Raw genomic sequence first — 21962 nt, 5'->3', positions numbered from 1 at the left:
GTGCCCGCCAGGCCCAGGCGCGCCCGCTCGCCCCGCGGACCGCCCCGCGCAGGCCGCGTACCGGTGTGGGACGCGGCGCCGGCGCTCAGAGGCGGGTGATGTCCAGCTCGCCCTCGGCGTACTGCCGGCGGAGCACCTTTTTGTCGAACTTGCCCACGCTCGTCTTCGGGACGGCCTCGACGATCGTCCAGCGCTCGGGGAGCTGCCATCTGGCGATCCCGCCCTCGTCGGCGAGGAAGGCGCGCAGCGACGCGAAGTCGGCGGTGGATCCCTCCTTGAGGACGACCGTGGCCAGCGGGCGCTCGCCCCACTTCTCGTCCGGGACGGCGACGACTGCGGCCTCCATGACGTCGGGGTGGGCCATCAGCGCGTTCTCCAGCTCGACCGACGAGATCCACTCGCCGCCGGACTTGATGACGTCCTTCGCACGGTCGGTGAGGGTGAGGAAGCCGTCGGGGGAGATGGTGCCGACGTCACCGGTCTTCAGCCAGCCGTCCTCGCTGAACTTGTCGGCAGGGCGCAGGGGTTCGGCGTCGGGGCCGTTGTAGTAGGCGCCCGCGATCCACATGCCGCGCACCTCCAGCTCGCCCGCGGACTCCCCGTCCCAGGGCAGGAGTTCGCCGTCGCGGCCCATGAGCCGGCCCTCGACGCCGGCCGGGAAGCGGCCCTGGGTGATGCGGTACGCGAACTCCTGGTCGGTGCCGATGGCGTGGGCCGGCGGGCGGGCGACGGTGCCGAGCGGAGAGGTCTCCGTCATGCCCCACGCGTGGCAGACGCGCATGCCCAGCTCGTCGAAGGCGGCCATCAGGGAGGGCGGACAGGCCGCGCCGCCGATGGTGACCTGGGTGAGGGTGGAGACGTCCCGCGGCTTGGCGGTGAGCTCCGTGAGCAGGCCCTGCCAGATGGTGGGGACCGCCGCCGCGTGGGTCGGCCGCTCGCTCTCGATCATCTCGGCGAGCGGCGCGGGCTGCAGGAAGCGGTCCGGCATCAGCATGTTGACGCCGGTCATGAAGGTGGCGTGCGGCAGGCCCCAGGCGTTGACGTGGAACTGCGGGACGACGACGAGGGAGGTGTCCTCGTCGGTGAGGCCCATCGACTCGGTCATGTTCACCTGCATCGAGTGCAGGTAGATCGACCGGTGGCTGTAGACCACGCCCTTGGGGTCGCCGGTGGTGCCCGAGGTGTAGCACATGGCGGCCGCCGAGCGTTCGTCCAGCTCGGGCCAGTCGTACGTCACGGGCTTCCCCGTGAGGAGTTCCTCGTACTCATGCACGCGCGCGTGGGCGCCGTCCAGGAGGGAACGGTCGCCGGGGCCGGTCACCACGACGTGCTCGACCGTCCGCAGGCGCGGGAGCAGCGGCGCGAGCAGGGGCAGCAGGGAGCCGTTGACCATGACGACCTTGTCGGCGGCGTGGTCGACGATCCATGCGAGCTGCTCCGCGGGCAGGCGCAGGTTGAGGGTGTGCAGCACGGCGCCCATGGAGGGGATCGCGAAGTAGGCCTCGACGTGCTCGGCGTTGTTCCACATGAGTGTGGCGACCCGGTCGTCGCCGGTCACTCCGAGGTCGTCGCGCAGGGCGTGCGCCAGCTGGGCCGCGCGGTCGCCGATCTCGGCGAAGGAGCGGCGCTGCGGCTCGCCCTCGCCCGTCCAGGTGCTCACCTGCGACGTCCCGTGGATCTTCGCCCCGTGGGTCAGGATCCTAGAGATGAGCAGCGGTACGTCCTGCATGGTGCTCAGCACGGCGTCCTCCCAGGGCGGCAACATTGCCTACGCGGTGGTAATCGTTGCGCTGATTCTGCGCACATACCACTCGGTATGTCACTAGCTGACGATGATCGATCACGTCACGACAAAGCCCAGGTCAGCACATCGGGACGGCGCGCTACCGGACAAGTCCCAGTTCAGGGTCCTCACGGAGCTTGCCCAGGGCCCGTGACACCGCCGACTTCACCGTGCCCACGGACACGTCGAGCACTTCGGCCGTCTGCGCCTCACTGAGGTCCTCGTAGTACCTGAGGACGACCATCGCCCGCTGCCGCGCGGGCAGCTTCATGATCGCCCGCCACATGGCGTCGTGCAGCGCCTGCCGCTCGGCCGGGTCGTCGCAGCCGCCGACCGGATCCGGCTCCGGCAGCTCCTCGCACATGAACTCGTCGACCTTGCGCTTGCGCCACTGCGACGTGCGCGTGTTCAGCAGGGCCCGGCGGACGTAGCCGTCCAGCGCCCGGTGGTCCTCGATCCGCTCCCACGCGACGTACGTCTTCGTGAGCGCGGACTGCAGCAGGTCCTCCGCATCGCTCGGGTTCGCGGTCAGCGACCTGGCGGTGCGCAGCAGCACCGGCTGCCGGGCCCTGACGTACGACGCGAACGACGGGTACGGTGAAGGCCGCGTCATGCCGTTCGAAGCGCTGGTGCACACGGGTGTGGTCATGGCTCCACGCTAGGTTCGCCCCCCGGCCGCGCGGATCGCCCGCAGGTCCCTAAGGCGGGTCCGTCTCAGGTTGTAGGGGTGGTGCAGGCCCCACCTACTGAAGGTGGACGAGAAGCCGCCGACCACTGCGGGATGACCCTAGGTCCTGCGGGACGGCCGCTGGTCCCGCCGATGCCCCTTGGCCCCGTGGGACGGCCGGTGGTCCTGGGGACGGCCGGTGGTGCTGCGGGCGGCCGGTGGTCCTGGGGGCGGGCACCCGGACCGCGGCGATCCCTGGCACTGCCGAATGCCCCGGCTCCCGGCCCCCGGCCCTCCCTTCCAGGCCCCCGGACTTGGGGGCGGCAGGCCGTCGACCCGGCGGGAATCCCGGGCGTGCGCCCCGCCGCTCAGCCGTCCGAGGCGAGGATCAGGCCCGACGTAGGCACCCCGGTTCCCGCCGTCACCAGGGCCCGAGCGGCCCCCGGCAGCTGGTTCACGGAGGTGCCGCGCAGCTGTCGTACGGCCTCCGCGATGCCGTTCATCCCGTGCAGGTACGCCTCCCCGAGCTGACCGCCGTGGGTGTTGAGCGGCAGCCGGTCCTCCGCCGCGAAGGCCGCCGCCTCGCCGGGGGCGCAGAAGCCGAACTCCTCCAGCTGCATCAGCACGAACGGCGTGAAGTGGTCGTACAGGATGCCCACGTCGATGTCGGCCGGCGACAGCCCTGAGCCGCGCCACAGTCGACGGGCGACCACGGACGTCTCCGGCAGTCCCGTCAGGTCGTCCCGGTAGAAGCTGGTCATCTGTTCCTGGGCCCGGCCCGCGCCCTGCGCCGCCGCCGCGATCACGGCGGGCGGCCGCGGCAGGTCGCGAGCCCGCTCCAGTGTGGTGACGACCAGCGCCTGACCGCCGTCCGTCTCCTGACAGCAGTCCAGCAGCCGGAGCGGCTCGGCGATCCAGCGCGAGGCCGCGTGGTCGGCGAGCGTGATCGGACGGCCGTGGAAGTACGCCGCCGGGTTCGTCGCCGCATGCCGCCGGGCGGTGACGGCGACGGGTCCGAAGGCCTCCTCCGCGCTCAGCCCGTAGGCGTACAGGTACCGCTGCGCCGCCATCGCCACCCAGGAGGCGGGCGTGAGCAGCCCGAACGGCAGCGACCAGCCGAGCGCCGCCCCCTCCGCGGACGGTTCCCGATGCCGCACGCCCGACCCGAAACGGCGCCCCGAACGCTCGTTGAAGGCGCGATAGCAGACGACGACCTCGGCCACGCCCGTCGCCACGGCGAGCGCCGCCTGCTGCACCGTCGCGCAGGCCGCCCCGCCGCCGTAGTGGACCCGGGAGAAGAAGGACAGCTCACCCATGCCGCAAGCCTGCGCCACGGTGATCTCCGGGCTGGTGTCCATCGTGAAGGTCACCAGGCCGTCCACGTCGGCGGGTGTGAGGCCCGCGTCGGCCAGGGCCGCCCGCACCGCCTCCGCCGCCAGCCGCAGCTCGCTTCGGCCCGAGTCCTTGGAGAACTCCGTGGCCCCGATCCCGACGATCGCGGCCCGGCCGCCGAGAAGGTCCCGCCCGCGCCCGCTCACGCGCCGGGCTCCCGGGGGAGAGTGAGCGTGACCGTCCCCGTGACGTGCCGGCCCACACCGTTGTCCCCGGTGACCCGCACCACGGCCGTGTCGCCGTCGACCTCCTCGACCCGGCCCCTCAACACCATGGTGTCCCCCGGGTAGTTGGGCGTACCGAGCCGGATGGCGACCTTGCGGAGCACCGCCGCGGGGCCGAAGCAGCCGGTGAGGTAGCGGCCGACCAGGCCGTTGGTGGTGAGGATGTTCATGAAGATGTCGGGTGACCCTTTGCGCCGGGCGGCCTCGGGGTCGTGGTGGACGTCCTGGTAGTCGCGCGAGGCGACGGCTCCGGCGACGATCAGGGTCCGGGTGACCGCGATCTCCAGCGGCGGCAGCTCGTCGCCGGCCTCCACCCGGCCCCCTCCCTCACGCGGAACGTTCACGCGGCCCCCTCCCTCGCGCGGAACACGGGCAGTGTCAGCTCGTCGTCGAAGACCCGGAACTCCAGCGCCACCGGCATCCCGATGCGCACCTTGTCGTAGGGCACGTCGACGACGTCGCTGATCACGCGGACGCCCTCGGCGAGTTCGATCAGCCCCACCGCATAGGGCGGGGAGAACGCCGGGAAGGGCGGATGGTGCATCACGACGTACGAGAAGACAGTGCCCTCGCCACCCGCCTCGACGGTGTCCCACTCCGCGGAACCGCAGGCGTTGCAGCCGGGCAGCCAGGGGAAACGCAGGGTGCGGCAGGCGGCGCAGCGCTGGATGAGGAAGCGGTGGTCGCGCACTCCCGCCCAGAAGCCGGCGTTGTCGCGGTTGACGACGGGACGCGGCCGAAGCTCCGACTGCTTCGCCGGTGCCGGCGCCGACGCTGGTGCCGGTGCCGCTGCCGACGCTGTTGCCGGTGCCGGTGCCGGTGCCGCCGGCTTGACCGCCGTCGTCTTCGTCTTCGCCGTCGTCTTCGTCTTCGCCGTCGTCCCGGGTTCCGGCTCCCGTGCGGCGGCGGGCGCGTACTTGAGGATGCGGAAACGGTGGGTGCCGACGAGCGCCCCGCCCACGCGGACCTCGGTCCGTGTCGTCACGAAGTATCCGGCGCCGAGCCTGGTCGTCTTGCGCCGCGAGACCGACTCGATCACCGTGTCGAAGGCGACCTCGTCCCCGGGGCGCAGCGGGCGCACGTACTCCTGCTCGCAGTCGGTGGCGACCACCGCGGTGCAACCCGCCTCGTCGAGGAGGGCCAGCAGCTCGTCGTAGGCCTGTGCCCGTCCCTCGTGGCCGCTCAGGCCGCCCATGATCCACGCCTGGAGCATGGTGGGCGGGGCGATCGCGCCGGGGCCGGTGTACGCCGGGTTGACGTCGCCCATCGCCTCGCACCAGTGCCGGATCATGGGCGCGTTGACGGGATCCCGGCCCACGCCGGCGACCGCGGCGGGACGGCCCTCGTAGGCCTTGAGCCGCAGGTGGAGCTGGTCGTCGTCCACGGCCGCACTCCTTCCAAGACAGTTTCTGACTGTCCGTCAGAAACGGTCGCCTGTCAAGGTCGTCGCCGCACGGGAACGTCTGCGCGGCCGCACAGAAACACCGCCCGCGCCCGGGGCGGCACAGAAGCGCCGCCCCGGGCGCGCAGCCGACCGCCCCCTTTCCTTCATCGAACACAAGTACGACACTGATGTCATGGCCACCACCGACCGGTACCCCCGGCAGGCCGCCACCCTGGCCCTCGCCCACGCGCTCTCGGCCGCCGAACGCGGCCTGGCCGTCATACCCCTGTCCCGGACGAAACTCCCGGCCCTGCGCTCCCCCCACCGCGACGCTCCCGCCCCGGCCGGGCCGCCGTGCCACGGCGAGTGCGGCCTCTTCGGCCACGGCGTCCACGACGCCTCGACCGACCCGGCCCGCATCCGCGAACTGTTCGCCGCCGCGCCCTGGGCCACCGGCTACGGCATCGCCTGCGGCCTGCCCCCGCACCACCTCGTCGGCGTCGACCTGGACACCAAGTCGGACACGGACTCCGCGGCCGCGCTGCACGCCCTCGCCCTGCGCCACCGGTTCACCATCCCGCCCACGATCATCGTCCTCACCCCGTCCGGCGGCAGGCACCTGTGGCTCACCGGGCCGCCGGACGTCGTCGTCCCCAACTCGGCGGGCCGTCTCGCCCCCGGCATCGACATCCGGGGCGCCGGCGGGTACCTGGTCGGCCCCGGCTCCCGCACCGTCCACGGCGCCTACGCCACCGCCCCCGGGACCGCGCACCTCGCCCCCGCGCCCTGCCCGCGCGCCCTGCTTCGCCTGCTGCTGCCGCCGCGGCCGTCCCGCTCCGGCGCAACCGGCCCGACGGCGGGCGGCGCGCACGGCCGCGGGCTGGTCCAGTTCGTCCTGGCCGCCCATGAAGGGCAGCGCAACACACGGCTGTTCTGGGCGGCCTGCCGGGCGTACGAGGACGGCATCGGCCCCGAGCTGACCGCTGACCTGATCGCCGCCGCCCTGAGAACGGGCCTGCCGTCGAGAGAGGCTCGGGGCACGATCGCGTCGGCGGCACGCATGACCACGCATCGCCCGACCCGTGACACCCCGGGCACCCAGAACTGACGCGCGCCGGACCCGCCCCTGAGCCGGATGCGGCTCAGGGTCCGGACGCCGGGTCCGACGCCGGCGTGAGCGCGGGCCCGCCGTCAGTGGGAGCGCGGCACCCTGCGACGGCGCACCGCGAGGACGGTGCCGCCACCGACGACAACCAGCGCGGCGGCGACACCGGCGACCACCGGAGTACCGCTGTTCGCCCCGGTCTCGGCAAGGTCGGTGCCACCGCCCGCGGGCGACGGACCGCTGCCGCCCTGCACCGGAGCGGCCGAAGCGCCGGACGGCACGGAGGACGGCGGAGAGGACGGCGGAACGGAGGCCGAGGACGGCGACGGAGAAGACGACGCCGACGGTCGCCCGGACGGCGCGGTGGACGCCGACGCCGACGGGCCGACGGTCGCGCAGGACTCGTCCTGGACGACGACCAGAGGCTCGATGTCGTCGTCGACCTGGTCGGCTGCCTTGACGTGAACCTGGAACGTTTCGCCGGCGTACCAGTCCAGGGGAATGAGATCGACGGTGACGCCCCGCGCGGTCGGGTGCTCGATCCTCTTGGTGTCGATGAGGCGCAGATTGTTGATGGGCTGGTTCAGCTGGAGGAACAGGGAGACGGTGGCGGGCGTGCCGGAGGCATCCTTGTCTGTGACGCGGATGACGCCGCTGCCGTGCGGACCGCAGACGGCGGCCGCGGAGAAGTCGCCGATGCTGCTCGCGAGTGCCGTGGAGGCGGCGCCGACGGCGAGCGCGGCCGAAGCCGCGAACGTGCCCATGACGCGGACCGCCGTGGCGGCGCGGGTTGAACGAGACACACTTGTCCTTGAGTCGATCAGGATGCGACGGAACGGGTCCCGGGAACACCGGCCGACGACACGGCCGGACGAGCCCTCAGGACCCCTTGAAGTTCTCCGTCAAACACACATCGCCGCAGACCAAGGCGGGGTGAACAGACGGCAATGATCACCTGTGCACCCGTCAATAAACGGTCAAGCAAGCCCGGTTCACCTGCCGGTGGCAGTAGCCCTCCGGCCGTCCGCCCCGGCCGGCCGGCCATCCCGGCGCCGGCAGCACGGCCTCCTGCTTCTCGCTGGACTCGACACCCGCGACCTACCGGCCGGAAACTTGCGGGCCATGATCACTCGCCCCAGGGCGGCTCCCGCCCGAAGCCGCTCCGCCGACCGCGCTGTAATCTCAGCGCCGCCAGATCACCCGCTGCGAAACGCGAGTCCGCCGTGTCCATGCGTGAGACCTTCACCGACCTGTTCAAGCGCACGACGAAGACTGCTGAGGGCGCGCCATTCGCAGGGGAACGGCTCTGCCGGTGCTCTCCGGCATGGCCTGGTCTGGAGACGACAGCGAACGGCTACGTGCTCCCCGCCGAGGCGTCCGGCCACTACAGCGTTCTGACCAACCCCGACATAGGACCGTTCGTCGCACGCTGCACCGGCTGTCAGGCCCGGTACCCCCACCCGTGGGTGATCCCGGCAGGCGCCCCCATGCCGTTCGACTGGGCCCAGGAGTGACAAGCGACGCGTGCCCCTCGCGTGCCCGGCCGCCCGGGAACCCACGGGGAACCGCAGTGCTTCACAGCACTCGGGACATGAACAAGCCCCCGACCTCTCTCCCAGGTCAGGGGCCGTTCACCTGCGGTGGGTGTGGGATTTGAACCCACGGTGACATCGCTGCCACGACGGTTTTCAAGACCGTTCCCTTAGGCCGCTCGGGCAACCCACCTCGGTCCCGCCCACCAGGGGCGGAGCGGGTACAGCGTACCGGGATCGTGCGCTTCACGGAGGCCATGGTCCACACGGGGTCCGCCGGCTCGGTTCCGGCTCGTTGGCGCCACCGGCCCGCTGCAGCAGATCCCTGGTCCGGAATTGCCGGGCCGCCGGCCCATCGCGCGGGGAGTGCGGGGCCGGGCGGCGCCGGTCGGCGGTCAGGCTCCGGGGTGCAGGCCGAGCCAGCCCGGTGAGGGGTCGCCCTTCACCTCACCGAAGTACAGGGCGAAGGTCTGCTTCCAGCGCTCGATCGCCGCGCGGTCGGCCATGAAGCGAGGGAAGCCGTCGAGGTTGCCGTTGGGGTACTCCCAGACGGGCTTCAGCCCGCTCGGCGGGGTGACGTCGGTGCGGACGGACCAGCCGTTGGTGGCGGCCTTCTGCTGCTCGAGGGAGAGCCGCCAGTTCAGGTACAGCTTGGCGGCGGTGGGGTTCTCGGCCTGCTTGAGGATCGCGGCCCGCTGTCCCCAGGACATGAACGGCGCCTGCTCGGGCAGTACCCACTTGACCGGCCCGGTGGACAGCGGCGCGCCGGACCCGCCGATGCCGATGGCCTTCTGGCCGCTGGTGACGGCCGCGCTCGGGGTGTAGCTGCCGCGGGCGAACTGAAGGTCCTGCGTGGCCAGTCGAGCGAGCCAGTCCCAGCCGTACTTCTCCACGTAGAGGGTGTAGAGGTAGAGGACCGCGTCGTCGTCGTGCGGGTACGAGGAGGCGATCTTCCCCTTCCAGCGGGCGTCGGCCAGGTCGAGCGGACCGCTGGGGATGTCGGAGCCGACCGCGGCGGGACCGTACATGTAGCTGAAGGCACTGACCTGGACGGCGACCCACGCGCCGTGCGGGTCCCTGAAGGGGGCGTAGAGCTTGGAGAAACCGGCCGGCTTGTAGGCGAGCAGGCGACCCTGCTCCTTCCAGCGCACGAAGTCCTGCACGGTCTGGAGCTGTACGACGTCGGGTATCAGGGTGTCGGTCGCGAACTGGTTGTCGACGCGGACGTCGTGGAACTTGCTGTAGTCGACGACCACCGTCAGGTCGATGTCCGGGAAGCGGCTCTTGAAGCCGTTGCGGATCCCGTCCGCCTGGCTGGAGACGTCGCCGCCGGCGTAGATCACGAGCTTGCCGCCCTCGGCGAGGGCTGCCCGGTAGAGCTCGTCAAGAGTCCGGTTCTCCTCGGCGCCGCCCGTTGCCACGCGGCCCGCAGAGGCTTGGCCGGTGGCGGCCTGAGCGGGGGTGACGGAGGCAGTGGCGACACCGAGGCCGAGAGCGGCGCCCGCTCCGGTGGCAAGCAGGCGGCGTCGGCTGGGAAGGCTGGTCATGGTGGGGGGAAGCCTCTCTGTCTGTTCTGTTCGGTTGTCTGTCGGGTGCGCCTGGACCACGGCAGCGGAGCAGCACGGCACCCGCGTACGGCACGAGTGCCGTGCTGCTGCTGTGGGGTCAGAACATGGTGTTGTCGTTGGCGCTCTTCTCGGGCGCCTCCTGGATCACGTCCCAGTGCTCGACGATCTTCCCGTCGACGACGCGCCAGAAGTCCGCGACGGCCATGCCCCGGTCGCCGGGCTTGAGGTGCAGGTTGCTGTGGGTGACCACCAAGTCCCCTTCGGCGATGGCCCGCTTGATGTCCAGGCGCAGGTCGGGGAACTGCCCGCGCAGCCAGTGGACATAGCCGACGAAGGCTCCCGGGCCGTCCTGCGCCTCGGGGTTGTGCTGGGTGTAGCTGTCGCCGAGCTACGCGGTGGCGGCGGCCTCGGGCTGGTGGTCGTTGAAGGCCTGCTCGTAGAAGGCGATCACGAGCGCCTTGTTGTCCGCGGCAGACATACGTGTCTCCTGCCTGGGGTGACGGGTGCGGTACGGCTCAGTCGGTCATGGCGTCGCGGACGAGCGCGGTGTCGACGAACTGCTCGAAGCGCACGATGAGTCCACCGCGTACGACGAAGTGGTGGGCGACGCGGACGTGGATCGGCTTGCCGGTGGCCTTGTTGACGGCGGTGTAGCGGGCGAGCACGACGACGTTCTCGCCGTCGACGACATAGGTGTCGTCGTGGGCGGCCCAGCCGTCCCAGTCCTGACCGAGCTTCTCCATGACATTGGAGGTGACGCCCTCGGGGGTGCGGTAGGTGCCGGCGAGCGGGAAGCCGGCCATCTCCGTCCACTCCACGTCCGGGGCGAGGGTGGCGCGCAGGGCGTCCAGATCCCCGGCGGCCGAAGCCAGGTACTGGCGGCGGACGACGTCGGCGGGCGCGGTCGAGATGGCGAACTCGCTCACGGTCAGCCCCACTTCATCTCGCCCTTGGCGACCTTCGAGCCGATCTGGGCGGCGATCAGCATGCCGTTGTCCGGGAAGCGCCTGACGAGGGCGTCGTTCAGCGCGGCACCGTCGGCGGCCTTGCCCAGCTCCTCCTCGAAGGCGATCAGGTAGTCACGGGTGGCGGTGATGGCGGAGCCGTCGGCCGCGGTGCCGGGGAGGCGGTGGCCGGGGACGACCAGGTGCGGGTCGAGGGCGGCCATCTCGTCGAGCAGGTCGATCCAGGCGGCGCGGTCGCCGGGGGTGGGGGTGTCGGCGACCCAGACGTGCTCCTGCTGGAAGAGCAGGACACCGCCGAGCAGGGCGCGGTGCTCGGCCTGCCACAGGTAGTGGCGGTCGGGCAGGCCGGCCGGGCCGCCCCTGAGCTCGAAGCGGTGGCCCTCCAGGGTGAGGTCGCCGGTGAGCGGCTCCAGGCCGACCAGGCGGGTGGGGAGGTTCGGGCCGAGCGCCGCCCAGGCCTTCAGCTTGCCCTCGTAGGAGTGCTTGATGTGCTCGATGACGATCGGGGTGGCGACGAACCTCGCCTCGGGGAAGGCGTCGGCGATCACCTCGGCGCCGAAGTAGAAGTCGGGGTCGCCGTGGGAGACGAAGACGGTGGTGAGGGTCTTGCCGGAGTCGAGGATCTCGGCGGCCAGGCGGTGGCCGTCGGCGCGGGTGAAGGCCGCATCCACCAGCAGGGCCTCGCTCTCGCCGGTGACGAGGGTGGCCGTCTTGTTCTTGCTGCCGGCCGGGAAGTCGAGGTCGAGGACTTTGAAGGAGAGAGTGCTCATGCGTGCTTCCTCAGGTGAAGGGTGATGGTCGGGGAAATCGCCTCGCGGCGACGTGTACGACATGAACCGGGTCGAGGCGGGCAGCCCGTGTGGAGCAGGGGTTCAGCCTTGGGCGCCCTGCCGGTCGATCGGGTGGAGGCTGAAGACGTGGGACGGGACGGGTCGGTGCCGTGGACATCGCCGACGGAGAGCCTGAGGCGGGCCCTGTAACGGTCGAGGGCAGCGCGGTCGCTCATGAACCGGCCGGGCCGAGCGGGTTCATGGTGGCGTGGTCGAAGATGCCCCTGCGGCCGGCGGGCGGGGCGACGTCCGTGCGGGCGCGACTGCGCGCTCCTGCGCGTCCCTGGACAGCGGCCGGCTCAGGTACGGCTTGACGGCGGCCTGGTGCGGAGCGTTCTTGCGGAGGGGCGCCGGTCTGCGGCCAGGCCACCCGCAGCACCCGTGACCGGGCCTCCTCGCTCGAGCCGGTCCGCTCGGCGGTGGAGGAGGTGACGGCGTCCGCCGAAGCGGGCGCCGCAGACAGCCCGGACACGAGGACGCCTTCCATGGGAGCTACGACGCCGAAGGCGGCCAGGACGCGCTTTCCCATGGGGCGGACTCCACATCTGTGGGGTGGACACGACGGAAGTATCTGCTGACGCAGACAATATATCTGCTGCAACAGATATTGCAATAGCAGTTTCTTCCACTCATGCCCTTCTGCCATCCTTGAGGAGTGAACGAGCAACTGCTGAACGACGACGACGTGACACTCTTCGGTCTCTTCGTGGAGGCCCACAGCCGTATCAAGCCCCTGGTCAACCGCGATCTCGGCATACCGCATACCTGGTTCGAAGTGCTGCTGCGACTGGGCCGCACCCCCGGCCACCAGCTCCGCATGTCGGACCTGGCAGAGGCCGTGTCCTTCAGCTCGGGCGGCTTCACCCGGCTCGCCGACCGCATGGAAAAGGAAGGACTCATCCGCCGCGACCCCGATCCCGCCGACCGACGAGCCGCACTCGCCGTACTGACCGACAAGGGCGGTCAGGCGCTCGACCACGCACTGACCGCCCACGTCTCCCACCTGCGCAACCACCTCGCCGGGCCACTCTCAACCGAGGACCGCCGCCACCTCGAGCGCATCCTGCGCACGCTTCGCGACGCGAACGCGTAAGTTCCCGTCCTTGATCCGGATCACCGTCGCGGGCTTCGGACGCCGCCAGAGCCTGCCTCTGGCTCCACATGACGGTCGTCGGTTTGAGGTTCCCCCGAGATGCGGGGACGGGTGACAGAAAGTCAGATGGGTCTCGTGAGATGAGCCCGGACAGTGCCTGCCCCGAGGAAGTGCCCGCTGGGGTTGCGCGAGCGTGCGGTTCGGATGTACCGGACCGCCGAGCCGAAGCCCGTGATCCGCCGCATGGCCGAGGAACTCGGCGTGCACCACGAGGCTCTGCGCGGCTGGATCCGTCAGGCCGAGGCCGATGCCGGCGAGCGAGACGACATGCTCACCACCGCCGAGCGTGAGGAGTCGGCGGCTCTGCGGAAGGAGAGTGCCCGGCTCAAGCGGGCGAACGAGGTCCTGCGGACGACCTCGGCTCTTTTCGCGGCCCAGCCCGACCCGACCCGGCCCAGGTGAGAGCGCCGGCCGATGCGCACCCGCATCTGGGGAACCGTTCCCTCAGGCCGCTCGGGCAACCCACCTCCGCCCCGGCCCACCCGGGGCGGAGCGGATACAGCCTTACCGGCACTCCGGCGTCGCGCGAGGCTTGCGGGCGGTCGACCGGGGATCGCCCGCTGCCCCTGGCCGCCGGTCCGCCCTGACGGCGAACCGGCTTCCCCTGCCCCGCACCTCTCGGCCTCCCCTGTTCGTCGACGTCTTCGACGTCTTCGGAGCACACGCGCGTGGGGCCCGTGGTCGCCGCGCCCGGGGAGGTACGGGAGGTAGCGCGCGAGGGGTCAGTTGTCGCCCTTGCGGGAGCCGAGGGTGAGGTCCACCGTGTGGGTCTTGCCGCTGCGCTCGTAGGTGATCGTGACCTTGTCGCCGGGCTGGTGGGTCCAGATCTCGCCGATGAGGGTAGGGCCGCTGTCGATCACCATGTCGTCGAGCTTGGTGATGACGTCGCCGGGCTTGAGGCCGGCCCGGTCGGCCGGGCCGCCGGTCTCGACCGCCGAGGCGCCGCCCTCCGCCGTGTCGGTGATCTTCGCGCCGCCCGAGCCCTCCTGCAGCGAGACCGACGCGCCGATCTTGGCGTAGACGGGCTCGCCGGTCTTGATCAGCTGCTGGGCGACGTACTTGGCCTGGTTGATCGGGATGGCGAAGCCGAGGCCGATCGAGCCGGACTGGGTGGTACCGCCCAGCCCGCCGCCGCCGGTGGACTGGATAGCGGAGTTGATGCCGATGACGTTGCCCGAGGCGTCCAGCAGCGGGCCGCCGGAGTTGCCCGGGTTGATCGAGGCGTCCGTCTGCAGGGCGCTCATGTAGGAGGAGGAGCTGCCGGAGCCGTCGCTGGAGGCCACCGGGCGGTTCTTGGCGCTGATGATGCCCGTGGTGACGGTGTTGGACAGCCCGAAGGGGGCGCCGATCGCGATCGTCGAGTCTCCGACCGCCACCTTGTCCGAGTTGCCGAGGGTGAGCGGCTTCAGGTCCGAGGGGGCGTTCTTCAGCTTGATGACGGCGACGTCGTAGCCCTTCGCGTGACCGACGATCTCGGCGTTGTACTTCTTGCCGTCCGGGAAGGTGGCCGTCAGCTTGCCGCCGTTGACCGCTTCCGCCACCACGTGGTTGTTGGTGAGGATGTGGCCCTGGGTGTCGAAGACGAAACCGGTGCCGGTACCGCCCTCGCCGCTGCTGGACTCCGCCTCGATGGTGACCGTGCTGGGCAGCGCCCTGGCGGCCACGCCGGCGACCGTGCCGGGATCACGCTTGACGTCGCCGCCGCTGGTGGAGGCCGAGACGGTGGTGGAGCCGCTGTTGTCGTCGTTCCTGGCCAGGGTGTAGCCGAGGCCGCCGCCCAGGCCGCCGGCGACCAGCGCGGCGACCAGGACCGCGGCGACGAGCCCGCCGCGGCCACGGCCCGGCTTGGGCGCGGGCTGCTGGTAGGAGGCCCCCCAGACGGTGCCGCTGCCCCCGCCGGCGCCGGCATCACCTGCGCCTGCACCTGCACCTGCACCTGCGGCGCCGTACGCGTGCGGGCCCGCACCGGCTTCGGCGTACAGGGGGGTTGCCTGGGGCGGGTTCTGCCAGTCGCTCCCGGGGGCGGGCGGGCCGCCATGGGGCGATGCGGACTCATACCCGGAGGAGGCGTGGGGGACGGCCGGCGGCGGCCAGTCCCCGTCGACCGGAGCGGACGCGGCGGGCGCCGTCCGCGGCGGGCCGGGCGGAGGCCAGCCTTCCTCGGGCGCTCCGGCCGTGCCGGCCGCTCCCGCCCGGCCGGCGTCCGGCGCCGCAGGCAGCGGGGTGGTGGGCGCGCCGGCGTCCGGCGCGGGCGCCTGTGAGGCGGCCGAGGGAGACTCCACCGGCACGGGGGGTGCGGACGGGGCCGGGGGTACCTGAGTGCCCTCGCTCTTGCCCTCGTTCTCGGTGCTCACAGCTCTTCTCCTCGATCCACGGCTGTCTTCGGCGGTCGCGCTGGGTCATGCTCGTCGGCGCTCGGCGCGCTCCGTCGCACGTTTCTTCCCCTACCCGGCGCGCTGAAGCTGTCGCATGTCCTTTTGTACGTCTCAGCTTTTCCCACGGGCCGTCAGAGCACCATAAGCGGTGCCTGTGGGTCCTCGGTCTTTCTTTATAAGGGTCAATACGCACAATAAGCGCGCATCTTCGGAAGATCTCAGAGGGTTCTCAGACGACGGGCCGACGGTGGCACGATGACGCCGTGACTCACGCACGGCAGCACCACATTCAAGTCGTCGCCCACCGGGGCGCCTCCGAGGAGGCTCCCGAGCACACTCTGGCCGCGTACAAGAAGGCGATCGAGGACGGTGCGGACGCCCTCGAATGCGACGTACGGCTGACCGCGGACGGTCATCTCGTCTGCGTGCACGACCGCCGCGTCAACCGTACGTCCAACGGACGTGGCGCGGTCTCCGCCCTGGAACTCGCCGACCTCGCGGCACTGGACTTCGGCTCCTGGAAGACGAAGGAGGCGCACGAGGCCTGGCACGCGCGCGAGGAGGACCCCGACTGGGAGGTCCGGCCCGAGGACCGCGAGGAGACGTCGGTCCTGACCCTGGAACGGTTGCTGGAGCTCGTCTCCGACGCGGGCCGACGGGTCGAACTGGCCATCGAGACCAAGCACCCGACCCGCTGGGCCGGACAGGTGGAGGAGCGGCTGCTGGCGCTGCTCAAGCGGTTCGGCCTGGACGCGCCGGCCTCGGCGGCCGAATCGCCGGTGCGGATCATGAGCTTCTCGGCACGCTCGCTGCATCGCGTGCAGGCCGCCGCGCCCACGATCCCGGCGGTCTACCTGATGCAGTTCGTCTCGCCCCGGCTGCGCGACGGGCGGCTGCCCGCGGGGGTCGGGATCGCCGGCCCCTCGATCCGGATCGTGCGCAACCACCCGGCGTACATCGAGCGCCTGAAGCAGGCCGGGCACCAGGTGCACGTGTGGACCGTGAACGAACCGGCGGACGTCGATATCTGCGTCGGGCTGGGCGTCGACGCCATCATCACCAACCGCCCGCGCGCGACCCTGCGACGCCTGGGCCGCTGAGCCTGGCTCCCGCCCGAATCCGGACCGGCTTCGTCCGGCGGCCCGGGGCGATCCCCGGAGCAGCTCTCGAAGTACCTCGGGAGCAGCGCTCACGGAGCCCTCGTCGCCGCCGGGAAGTCACACAAGTCCCAGAAGCCCCATCCACACCTCTTGACCCACAGCGCCACCTACAGCATTCTCCGTTCTCAGCCATACCGTTCACATCCGGCCACTCACTGACCAGCCCCTCACAGGGAGTGCTCCGGCGCGTTCGCTCCGTGTTCGACCGTTCCGAATGCGTCCTCGGACCCGCATTGGCCGGTTTCCGGTACAGGCCAATGGGGCATCCACACCGTGGCGTGGGGCGAAGGAGGTCTCGGGGGTGGCGTTGGTGGTGGCACAGGAGGTGCCCGCGTCGTCGAGCATGGCCGTACCCCATGGTCTTGCGGGCGTGGGGAACGCGAGACACCGCATGCGCGATCAACTGCGCAGGGGCGGGGTGTCGGAATCGGTCATCGACGACGCCGTACTGATCCTTTCCGAACTTTTGAGCAACGCCTGCAAGCACGGCAGACCCCTGGGCGAGGCCCTCGCCGGGGACGGCGACGTCCGGGCCGCCTGGCGCGTCGATCCGGGCGGCCGGCTGCTGGTCGAGGTGACCGACGGCGGTGGTCCGACCCGCCCGGCTCCGGCGACCCCGTCCGTCACCGCGCACGGCGGCCGTGGGCTCAACATCATCACGGCTCTGGCCGACGACTGGGGCGTCCGCGACGACGCCCGCGGCGAGGTCACGGTGTGGGTCGTCGTCCACGCGGACGTGTACGACCCCGACGCGGGCTGCCGGCGCGACGACTTCGCGTCCCGGGTCGCGGCCCCCGCTGTCGCGTCGATGCCCGGCCTGGACTTCGTGGACGTGTTCGACGACATGGACTAGATCCGTGGACCGCGCAAGGCCGGCGGTCGGAGACCGTCGGCCGCGCGGCGCCCCCGGCCCGGCCCGTGCGTCATCCACGCGCAGGTCGGCGGGGCAGCACGCCGTCGGCGGGGTCGCGCTTCGTCGGCGCGGTCGTGCTCCGTCGGCGGGGCGGCGCGTCCTCGTCCGCAGCCGTGTCGCCCGCGAGCCGTCCGTGGCCCGCGACGGCGCGTCGTCGACGAGCCGTCCCCTCGTCCACAAGCCGTGCGTCGTCCACAGGTTCCCGTGACGGAGCGTGCGAACGGCTAGGCTCCCGCCGTACCAGACGAGCCGTACCCGGGAGACACCCAGTGGCCAAGAAGCGACCCCAGACGACGGCCAAGCGGCCGCAGCTCACCGACGCGGACATCCCGGTGGTCGGCGCGCGGGAGCCCTGCCCCTGCGGCAGCGGCCGCCGCTACAAGGCCTGCCACGGCCGGGCCGCCGCACACGCCGCGACCGAGCTGGTGCAGCGCCCCTTCGAGGGGCTGCCGGGCGAGGGCGACTGGGTGGCGCTGCGCGAGCTGGTGCCGGCCGCCACGGTGGAGCTGACCCTCAGAGACGGCCTGCCCGAGGGCGTCCCGTCGGTCACGCTCGCCACGGTGCTGCCGATGGCCTGGCCCGCCCTGCGCCGCGACGACGGCTCGGTGCTGCTCGGTCTGCAGAACGACACACCCTCCGGCGACATCAGCCGCGACCTGGCCGACACCCTGCGGCGCGCGCTGGAAGCGGACCCGGGTACCCCGGTCCAGGCGCGTCGCGCCCCGGCCGGCGGTCCGCGGATGCAGGACCTGCTCGACCCCGAGGGCGCCTTCGCGCCGGTTGTGCACAGCGGCTTCGAGTTCTGGGTGCCGGACCCGGAGAACGCCGCGCCGGAGGTGGCCGCCTCCCTGGAGCGGGCCAACGCCGCTGCCATCCCGACCGTCAAGCTGACCGGTGTGGACTCCGCGTACTGGTGCGAGACGCCGGAGAAGAACCATCTGCGCTGGGTCATGCCGTACCCGGAGGAGCAGCTTCTGGACGCCCTCGCGCGGCTGCACGCCGCCGGGCGGGCCGGCCTCGGGGAGGGCACGCGTCTGGTGGGCTCCTTCCGGGCGCACGGCCTGACGGTGCCCGTGTGGGACCTGCCCAGCGCGGTCACCGCGGACGACGTGGAGAAGCCGGCCGCCGAGTTCGCCGAGCGGCTCGCCGTCGCCCTGGCCTCGGACGCACCGCTCACGGCGGACGAGCGTCGCGCACGCGGCGGCCTCACCAACCGGCAGGTGACGCTCAGCTGACGTCCGGGACTGCAACTGGGTTGCATTGAGCAGCCGTTCAGCATTCCAGTCCGAATCTCCGGAGTGAGCCTGCTCACAACTGCCGTTCGCACAAGGCGAGTCGACGCCAGAAGAGCCGATTCGCCCGTGTCCGGAAAGCCGAGGAAAACAAGAGATCGAATTTGCGCAGGGCGGATCTCTTGTTACCGTTCGAGTAGCCCGGTTGCTGGTGCATCCCCCGTCGCCAGCAACCGGGTTTTTCCGTGCGCGAATCCGCTCACAGGGAGGCGGTCGGCCTCAACTGCCTTTGTCCGTGCGGAAGTTGCTGCCGGTGCGCAACAGCAGCGGCCCGTCGCCGGACGCCCGGGAGATTTCCGCGACCGCCGTGTAGGCCGGCAGGTTCCCCCGGCTCCGCTCATGGGGCGTCTCGCAGGAGCGCGGTTCGTCCTCGGCACCCACAGCGCAGCTTGTCCGCACCGTGCGCCCCGCGGGTCCCATGAGGCTCAGGGAGGCGTCCAGGGAGCGTCCGGTGGCGTTGCGGTAGTAGGTGCGCGCCCAGGTGTCCTCGCCCTGGGACAGCACGCAGGTCTGCGCCTCCACTCCGTCGCGGGAGGTGAGCTCGGGGCCGCAGCGGGCGGCGGTGGCCAGACCCAGGCCGAGCAGCAGGGGCGACCGGGACGGCGCGACGGACGGCGTCTCGGGATCGGCGCGCTCCCCGGCATCCGGGCCCCTCACACGGGTGGCGCGCGGGTCGCTCATGCCGAGCGCGCGGGTGACGGTTCCCTCGGCCGCGCGCCCCCCGTCGCCGACCGGCCCCGCGGACGCCATGGCCAGAGGCAGTGCGATCGCGCCTGCCACGGCGCCCCCGAGGGCGAGGAGACGAAGGTTCATGCAGCGGAAGATAGAGGGCGGATCCGGGCGCCTCGCCCGGCGCACGCCCGACACCCCTACAACTCGGGGGCGCTCACACCCGTACGAGTGAGGGCGTCGACGACGGCGTCGACCAGGGCCTCGACATCGGGCACCCACGGCGATGCCGAGCCGGGCAGCGGCGCGCGCTCCCACCGGATGTCGCCGCGGCCGGTCTCCGAAGGCGGCAGGGGGATGTACCCGCCGTCACCGTGGAAGCGCAGTGAGCCGGGGACGAAGTCCTTGGCGTAGAGGAGCTCGCCGAGCTGCTCCATCGAGTAGGGGCGCACCAGGAAGAACCAGCGGGTGGGAGAGGCCGCCACCGGCCCGAGGCGCATGCCCTGCAGGTCGAGCGCCACGAGAGCGCGCGAGGCGGCGAGGGCCGGGAGGCTGACCGCGCAGGGAGCCGTGCCCCCGGTGGCCAGGATGATCGGTGACGCCGGTCGGTTGCCCCACCACCAGCGCACCATGCGGGCGTCGGTGGTGGCCGCGAGGAGGCCGGGGTCGAAGGGATGGGCGCCGGGGACCGTGCACTCCGGGTCGGGGCAGGTGCAGCGGGACGTGCTCCGCTGGTCCGCCGTCGCCCCCGGGAGGACGGGCCACTGCCACTGCGTCGCGAACGTCAGGGCCGCGTCGAGCAGTTCGGGCCCTCCGTTGCCGCGCCGGGACAGCAGCCTGCGTCGCTTTCCGAGGATCTCGCGCATGAGCGCTCGTTCCTTTCCGTTGCACCGCTGGCAACACCGAGGGTCACATCACACCATGTGTCGATCACTTCACTGTGCGTACCTTGTGGCGCATCACACCCTGTCCTGGACAAGGGGGACCCCTCGGGGGCGAGGTGGCGACCGCTTCCGCGGCCACTCCGTCCGACTTGCGTCCCTCTTATGCCTGGGCGTGGCGTGGGGTGGCGAAGTCTGGCGTTTGGCGTCGCGCGTATTTCTCTCCGCCTCCGCCACGGGAGGATGGGGCACGGTCGTCGATGACTATGACGCCCGGTCCGGTCACCAGGTTCCGGGAGGCTCCGTACGAGCTCCCGACGACCCCGGCCCTTACCGAGTACGTACCCATCGCAACCGCTGTGACGCTCCGTCGAGCAAACCCAGTCGACCGCAATCAACCGTTACCCGAGGCAGTTTTAAGCCAACTTTGCATTTTCGCAAGGGAGCCGGAAGAACCGTGCGTGATTCTGCCAAAGACCCCGCGGACACCAGTAATCCCAGCAGGACAATGCTGGACATCCCCTCACGAGTGCGTGTACATGTGGAGACACCGCTAGCGGCGCAGAATGACATGGGGGTTTGCGATGCTTTTGAGCAATATGCTCCGGTCCGAGAGCCGGACACCATGAACGCCCCTCACCCTCCGAAAGTGGCTGGAATCGATTCAACGGTTCCCTCGCCCGCACACACTGTCCCGCCCGCGTCCGCCGCACCGGGCACCGCCACGGTCCCCGCGCCCCCCTCCGGCCCCCTGATCCCCTCCGCTCCCGGAGCCGTGCTGACGGACCGGCTCGCCGGCTGGGTCTCGGACCTCACCACCCTCCACGAACTCACCGAACGCCTGGCCCGCACCGACGTGCTGGCGGACGCCCTGACGGAGTTGCTGCACGCCGGAGCCGCCCTCGTGGGCGCCCGCCGCGGTCTCGTGGTCCTGGAACCCGCCGACCGGCTCGGCCCCGACCGCACGATCGGCCTGGGCCTCGGCCGGGCCGACCTCGGTCACATCGAGACCGTGCCGCGCAGCGCCCTGTCCTACGGCCGGATCCTCGACGGACTGCCCGGCGGCGAGAGGGAGATCGCCGAGCCCGACCTGCTCGCCAGGGACGGCCTGGACCCCCGCCACCGCGAGGTGGCCGCCCGCCTCGGCTACGCCGCCAGCTACGCGCTGCCGCTGCAGGCCGACGGCGCGCCGGGCCGGCTCGGCGCGGCCGTGTGGCTCTACGACGAGCCCGCCCAGCCCGGCGAACGCCAGCGCCACCTGGCCGGCCTGTACGTCCGGTACGCGGCGGAGCATCTGTCCCGCCTCGTGGAACTCGAACGCACACGCGTGTGCATGAAGACGATGACCGAGGAACTGCTGCCGTCCCGGCTGCCGCGGGTGCCCGGCGTCCAGCTCGCCGCCCGGCACCGCACCGGCCCGCGCGCGGGCGGCGACTGGTACGACGCGCTGCCGCTGCCGGACGCGGCTCTGGGTCTCGCCGTCGGATCGGTCACCGGGTCCGGGCCGAGCGCCGTCGCCGCGATGGGCCGGCTGCGCGCCTCCCTGCGGGCGTACGCGGTCATGGAGGGCGAGGATCCCGTCGCCGTCCTGTCCGACCTGGAGCTGCTGCTGCGGCTGACCGAACCCGCACGGTCCGCCACCGCCCTGTTCGCCTACTGCGAGCCCGCCCTGCGCAAGATCACCCTGGCCGGCGCCGGGCACTGCCCGCCGCTGCTGGTCGGCGAGCGGCGCACGGAGTTCGTGGAGACCTCCGTCTCCGCGCCGCTGGGCATGCTGGCCTGCTGGGAGGCTCCCAGCGTGGAGCTGGAGGCGGAGCCCGGCGAGACCGTCCTGCTCTACACCGACGGTCTGCTGCGCCGCACCAGCGAACCCGTCGACCGCGCCTTCGCCCGGCTGCACGCGGCCGCCGCCGGGGTGCCCAGGCCGCTGCGCCAGGACCCGGGCGCGATCGCCGACCACGTACTGCGCACCCTCCTGCCGGACGGGCAGGCCGAGCAGGACAGCGACGAGGACGTCGTGCTGCTGGCGGCACGCTTCGAGCACGGCGGCGCCGACTGCGGGTGACCGG

Annotated in this window: 21 protein-coding genes, 1 tRNA gene and 1 pseudogene; 8 read left to right on the top strand and 15 right to left on the bottom strand. The window is 71.7% G+C overall.

The window, feature by feature from the left end; translation table 11 throughout:
- Positions 1–85: 85 nt before the first annotated feature.
- The 5 genes from IE239_RS06435 to IE239_RS06415 form a co-directional block, all read right to left on the bottom strand.
- Entirely contained in the window at positions 86–1765 is a 1680-nt protein-coding gene (locus IE239_RS06435) for a long-chain fatty acid--CoA ligase (protein ID WP_190148267.1), read from the bottom strand.
- 118 nt (positions 1766–1883) lie between these two features.
- Positions 1884–2432, bottom strand: coding sequence for a SigE family RNA polymerase sigma factor (locus IE239_RS06430; RefSeq protein WP_190148266.1), 549 nt, complete (start codon positions 2430–2432; stop codon positions 1884–1886).
- Positions 2433–2818: 386 nt separating this feature from the next.
- On the bottom strand, positions 2819–3988 hold the full coding sequence (locus tag IE239_RS06425) for a lipid-transfer protein (protein WP_190148265.1): 1170 nt from the start codon (positions 3986–3988) through the stop codon (positions 2819–2821).
- Positions 3985–4380, bottom strand: a complete 396-nt coding sequence (locus tag IE239_RS06420; protein ID WP_190148327.1) for a MaoC family dehydratase — start codon at positions 4378–4380, stop codon at positions 3985–3987. Before IE239_RS06420 ends, IE239_RS06425 begins: the two co-directional genes overlap by 4 nt.
- Before the next feature lie 26 nt (positions 4381–4406).
- On the bottom strand, positions 4407–5450 hold the full coding sequence (locus IE239_RS06415) for a bifunctional MaoC family dehydratase N-terminal/OB-fold nucleic acid binding domain-containing protein (RefSeq protein WP_190148264.1): 1044 nt from the start codon (positions 5448–5450) through the stop codon (positions 4407–4409).
- Positions 5451–5643: 193 nt separating this feature from the next.
- Here IE239_RS06415 and IE239_RS06410 point away from each other — a divergent pair, with 193 nt between their 5' ends.
- On the top strand, positions 5644–6558 hold the full coding sequence (locus IE239_RS06410; RefSeq protein ID WP_190148263.1) for a bifunctional DNA primase/polymerase: 915 nt from the start codon (positions 5644–5646) through the stop codon (positions 6556–6558).
- An 83-nt stretch (positions 6559–6641) separates the two neighbouring features.
- Here the strand turns inward: IE239_RS06410 and IE239_RS06405 are convergent, their stop codons facing one another.
- On the bottom strand, positions 6642–7358 hold the full coding sequence (locus IE239_RS06405) for an LAETG motif-containing sortase-dependent surface protein (protein WP_229877841.1): 717 nt from the start codon (positions 7356–7358) through the stop codon (positions 6642–6644).
- A gap of 426 nt (positions 7359–7784) precedes the next feature.
- Between IE239_RS06405 and IE239_RS06400 the strand changes: the two genes are divergently transcribed.
- Entirely contained in the window at positions 7785–8069 is a 285-nt protein-coding gene (locus IE239_RS06400; RefSeq protein ID WP_190148262.1) for a hypothetical protein, read from the top strand.
- A gap of 124 nt (positions 8070–8193) precedes the next feature.
- Here the strand turns inward: IE239_RS06400 and IE239_RS06395 are convergent.
- From IE239_RS06395 to IE239_RS06370, 6 genes and pseudogenes are all read right to left on the bottom strand, one after another.
- Positions 8194–8280 (bottom strand) — tRNA-Ser (locus IE239_RS06395).
- Between the two features lie 202 nt (positions 8281–8482).
- On the bottom strand, positions 8483–9634 hold the full coding sequence (locus tag IE239_RS06390; RefSeq protein WP_190148261.1) for an ABC transporter substrate-binding protein: 1152 nt from the start codon (positions 9632–9634) through the stop codon (positions 8483–8485).
- Positions 9635–9752: 118 nt separating this feature from the next.
- A pseudogene (locus tag IE239_RS41830) lies at positions 9753–10025 on the bottom strand (nuclear transport factor 2 family protein); the annotation flags it as partial.
- A gap of 145 nt (positions 10026–10170) precedes the next feature.
- Positions 10171–10593 (bottom strand): nuclear transport factor 2 family protein, encoded by a 423-nt coding sequence (locus IE239_RS06380; RefSeq protein WP_190148260.1) that lies wholly within the window; start codon positions 10591–10593, stop codon positions 10171–10173.
- Entirely contained in the window at positions 10584–11390 is an 807-nt protein-coding gene (locus IE239_RS06375) for an MBL fold metallo-hydrolase (protein WP_190148259.1), read from the bottom strand. The genes IE239_RS06380 and IE239_RS06375 overlap by 10 nt, the downstream gene beginning before the upstream one ends.
- A gap of 232 nt (positions 11391–11622) precedes the next feature.
- The gene (locus IE239_RS06370; protein ID WP_190148258.1) at positions 11623–11979 is read right to left on the bottom strand and encodes a hypothetical protein; all 357 of its coding nucleotides are present in this window, start codon (positions 11977–11979) and stop codon (positions 11623–11625) included.
- A gap of 126 nt (positions 11980–12105) precedes the next feature.
- On the opposite strand from IE239_RS06370, the gene IE239_RS06365 reads away from it, so the two are divergent.
- Both IE239_RS06365 and IE239_RS06360 read left to right on the top strand, forming a co-directional pair.
- On the top strand, positions 12106–12543 hold the full coding sequence (locus IE239_RS06365; RefSeq protein WP_190148257.1) for a MarR family winged helix-turn-helix transcriptional regulator: 438 nt from the start codon (positions 12106–12108) through the stop codon (positions 12541–12543).
- Between the two features lie 153 nt (positions 12544–12696).
- Positions 12697–13005, top strand: a complete 309-nt coding sequence (locus tag IE239_RS06360; protein ID WP_268254490.1) for a transposase — start codon at positions 12697–12699, stop codon at positions 13003–13005.
- Between the two features lie 320 nt (positions 13006–13325).
- Here the strand turns inward: IE239_RS06360 and IE239_RS06355 are convergent, their stop codons facing one another.
- Positions 13326–14957, bottom strand: coding sequence for a S1C family serine protease (locus IE239_RS06355; RefSeq protein WP_190148255.1), 1632 nt, complete (start codon positions 14955–14957; stop codon positions 13326–13328).
- A 284-nt stretch (positions 14958–15241) separates the two neighbouring features.
- Between IE239_RS06355 and IE239_RS06350 the strand changes: the two genes are divergently transcribed.
- The 3 genes from IE239_RS06350 to IE239_RS06340 all read left to right on the top strand — a co-directional run bounded on the left by IE239_RS06350 (position 15242) and on the right by IE239_RS06340 (position 18286).
- On the top strand, positions 15242–16078 hold the full coding sequence (locus tag IE239_RS06350) for a glycerophosphodiester phosphodiesterase (RefSeq protein ID WP_190148254.1): 837 nt from the start codon (positions 15242–15244) through the stop codon (positions 16076–16078).
- A 274-nt stretch (positions 16079–16352) separates the two neighbouring features.
- Positions 16353–16991 carry an ATP-binding protein gene (locus IE239_RS06345; RefSeq protein WP_190148253.1) on the top strand — a complete coding sequence of 213 codons (639 nt, stop codon included), beginning with the start codon at positions 16353–16355 and terminating at the stop codon, positions 16989–16991.
- Between the two features lie 329 nt (positions 16992–17320).
- Complete coding sequence (locus tag IE239_RS06340) at positions 17321–18286, top strand: DUF5926 family protein (RefSeq protein ID WP_190148252.1); 966 nt, start codon at positions 17321–17323, stop codon at positions 18284–18286.
- Between the two features lie 276 nt (positions 18287–18562).
- Here the strand turns inward: IE239_RS06340 and IE239_RS06335 are convergent, their stop codons facing one another.
- A complete protein-coding gene (locus IE239_RS06335; RefSeq protein ID WP_190148251.1) occupies positions 18563–19156 on the bottom strand; it encodes a hypothetical protein in 594 nt (197 codons plus the stop codon).
- A gap of 56 nt (positions 19157–19212) precedes the next feature.
- The gene (locus tag IE239_RS06330) at positions 19213–19878 is read right to left on the bottom strand and encodes a bifunctional DNA primase/polymerase (RefSeq protein ID WP_190148250.1); all 666 of its coding nucleotides are present in this window, start codon (positions 19876–19878) and stop codon (positions 19213–19215) included.
- A 523-nt stretch (positions 19879–20401) separates the two neighbouring features.
- On the opposite strand from IE239_RS06330, the gene IE239_RS06325 reads away from it, so the two are divergent.
- Positions 20402–21958 carry a PP2C family protein-serine/threonine phosphatase gene (locus tag IE239_RS06325; protein ID WP_190148325.1) on the top strand — a complete coding sequence of 519 codons (1557 nt, stop codon included), beginning with the start codon at positions 20402–20404 and terminating at the stop codon, positions 21956–21958.
- The last annotated feature ends 4 nt before the right edge of the window (positions 21959–21962 follow it).

It is taken from the genome of Streptomyces humidus, assembly GCF_014649655.1.
Taxonomy (GTDB): Bacteria; Actinomycetota; Actinomycetes; order Streptomycetales; family Streptomycetaceae; genus Streptomyces; species Streptomyces humidus.
Note: the sequence above shows the minus strand (reverse complement) of the source record. Positions and strands in the feature narration are given on the sequence as shown.

Coding starts and splice junctions, on each gene's coding strand:
- IE239_RS06435 (WP_190148267.1), bottom strand. CDS start 1,765: ATGTTGCCGCCCTGGGAGGACGCCGTGCTGAGCACCATGCAGGACGTA.
- IE239_RS06430 (WP_190148266.1), bottom strand. CDS start 2,432: ATGACCACACCCGTGTGCACCAGCGCTTCGAACGGCATGACGCGGCCT.
- IE239_RS06410 (WP_190148263.1), top strand. CDS start 5,644: ATGGCCACCACCGACCGGTACCCCCGGCAGGCCGCCACCCTGGCCCTC.
- IE239_RS06400 (WP_190148262.1), top strand. CDS start 7,785: ATGCGTGAGACCTTCACCGACCTGTTCAAGCGCACGACGAAGACTGCT.
- IE239_RS06390 (WP_190148261.1), bottom strand. CDS start 9,634: ATGACCAGCCTTCCCAGCCGACGCCGCCTGCTTGCCACCGGAGCGGGC.
- IE239_RS06375 (WP_190148259.1), bottom strand. CDS start 11,390: ATGAGCACTCTCTCCTTCAAAGTCCTCGACCTCGACTTCCCGGCCGGC.
- IE239_RS06370 (WP_190148258.1), bottom strand. CDS start 11,979: ATGGGAAAGCGCGTCCTGGCCGCCTTCGGCGTCGTAGCTCCCATGGAA.
- IE239_RS06345 (WP_190148253.1), top strand. CDS start 16,353: ATGCGTCCTCGGACCCGCATTGGCCGGTTTCCGGTACAGGCCAATGGG.
- IE239_RS06335 (WP_190148251.1), bottom strand. CDS start 19,156: ATGAACCTTCGTCTCCTCGCCCTCGGGGGCGCCGTGGCAGGCGCGATC.
- IE239_RS06330 (WP_190148250.1), bottom strand. CDS start 19,878: ATGCGCGAGATCCTCGGAAAGCGACGCAGGCTGCTGTCCCGGCGCGGC.
- IE239_RS06325 (WP_190148325.1), top strand. CDS start 20,402: ATGCTGGACATCCCCTCACGAGTGCGTGTACATGTGGAGACACCGCTA.